Source organism: Streptomyces huiliensis, from assembly GCF_020037025.1.
In the GTDB taxonomy this organism is placed as follows: Bacteria; Actinomycetota; Actinomycetes; order Streptomycetales; family Streptomycetaceae; genus Streptomyces; species Streptomyces huiliensis.
Genome location: NZ_JAIQLH010000500.1, coordinates 1 through 1,986 on the forward strand (window position 1 = coordinate 1; position 1,986 = coordinate 1,986).

Below are 1,986 nucleotides of genomic sequence, written 5' to 3' on the forward strand. Positions count from 1 at the left end.
CCGAGCCGGGCTGGCGTGCCGAGCCGGGCAGGCGCCGGCCGCAGGCTCCTACGGCCGTGCGATCCGGTCGCCAAGCCACGACGTGATGCCGTCGACCGCCGTCCCGGCCAGGGCCGTGGGGTGGCCCAGGAAACCGTGGGGTGCCTCGGGGTAGACCCGGAGCTCGGCCTCGTTGCCGGCGGCCGACAGCCGGCCCGCCAGCGCCAGGCTGTCCTCCAGCACCACATCCCGAGCGCCGACGACCAGCAGGGCCGGGGGCAGTCCGCCGAGGTCGCCGTAGAGGGGGGAGATGTCGGGGACGGTCCGGTCCGCGACATGTCCGGCGTACGCCTGGAGGAAGTACTCGTCCGCGATGCGGCGGCCGGCCGGCGTGCTCGCGCTCAGGTCGTAGGTGCCGTAGACGAGCGCGGCGCCGGCGAACCGGTCGCTGACACCCCTGTCCCGCAGCCGCAGCAGGGTGGCCAGAGTGAGGGTGGCGCCGGCGGAGGCGCCGCCGATCGCCAGCCGGTCCGTTCCGAAGCGGGCGGCGGCCTCCTCGACCAGCCAGAGCGCCGCCGTCTCGCAGTCGTCGGGCGCCGCGGGCCAGGGGTGCTCGGGGGCCAGCCGGTAGTCGACGCTGACGACGGCGACGCCGAGGGCGTCCGCGAGCGCGCGGTTGCGCACGTCACCGTGCGCGGCGGAGTCCATGTAGAAGCCGCCGCCGTGGATGTCCAGGTAGACGCCGCGCGGCGGTCCACCGGCGGGGACGAGGATCCGGACGGGGACGCGTGCGCCCGCGGCCTCGGCCGTCTCCTCGACGGCGGGCGGCTCGGCGGCACGCGGGGCGGGCCGCTTCGCCCGCACCTCCCGGAGCTCCTCCCACGAACCGGGGCCGCGGCCCGCCGGTCGCGTCCGGTAGAACTCGCGGGCTTCGGCAGCCTGTTCCGCGGGTACGTCGGCGAACAGTGCGTCCAGCGCGAATCGCACGCGTCCTCCTCGTCGGTCGGGGTCCCGGCATCATCCGGGCTCGGCCGCACGCTACCGCCGGCCCGCGGGGCCCGGCCCACCGCCACCGCCGGCCCACGGGGCCCGACCCACCGCACTGGCGTGCGGGCGCCGACGCCCTCGCCGGTGCGCCCGCCCGAGGCCCGGGCGGCCCCGCCCGTGCGGAACGCGCGCTTCCTGGGGGTCCGGGGGCTTGCCCCCGGGAAACGGTGAAAGGGCGGGACCGGGGCCCCCCCCCCCCCCCCCCCGAAACGGTGAAAGGGCGGGACCGGGGCACCCCCACCAGCCCCCTCCACCACGCAGCGCCCCCTCACACCCCCACCCGGTGGATGGCCTCCCGTCCGATCTCCGTCAGCGGAGCGCCCGTCGCCCCGTGCCGCGTCGCGATGATCTCCGCCGCGATGGAGAGGGCCGTCTCCTCGGGCGTACGGCCGCCCAGGTCGAGGCCGATGGGGGCACGCAGACGGGACAACTCCCCTTCCGTGACGCCCGCTTCGCGGAGGCGGTGGACGCGGTCGGAGTGAGTGCGGCGGGAGCCCATGGCGCCGACGAAGGCGGCCGGGAGCCGGAGGGCGACCCGGAGGAGCGGGACGTCGAACTTGGCGTCGTGGGTGAGGACGCACAGGGCCGTGCGGGCGTCGGTGGGCGTGCGGCGGAGGTAGCGGTGCGGCCAGTCGACCACGACCTCGTCCGCCTCGGGGAAGCGGGCCGCCGTGGCGAAGACCGGACGGGCGTCGCAGACGGTGACGTGGTACCCGAGGAACTTGCCGACGCGGACCAGCGCCGCCGTGAAGTCGACCGCGCCGAAGACGATCAGGCGCGGCGGTTCGACGCCGGACTCGACGAGGAGGGTGAGGCCGCCGGGGCACAGCGTGCCGTCCGGCGACAGTTCCACGGTTCCCGTGCGGCCCGCGGCGAGCAGGGCGCCGGCCTGGGCCGCGGCCGCGCGGTCCAGGTCCGGCGGGCCGCCGAGGGTGCCCTCGGCGGTGCCGTCGGGGCGGA

At 77.3% G+C, this 1,986-nt stretch carries 2 protein-coding genes; both read right to left on the reverse strand.

The features are described from left to right. Window positions 1-48 precede the first annotated feature (48 nt). Window positions 49-966: an alpha/beta hydrolase gene (locus tag JNW98_RS35475; RefSeq protein WP_223772375.1), complete on the reverse strand. Its 918-nt coding sequence runs from the start codon at window positions 964-966 to the stop codon at window positions 49-51. Between the two features lie 328 nt (window positions 967-1,294). Continuing rightward, window positions 1,295-1,986, reverse strand: a 692-nt coding sequence (locus tag JNW98_RS35480) for an XdhC family protein (RefSeq protein ID WP_223772376.1), incomplete at its 5' end; no start/stop codon positions are given.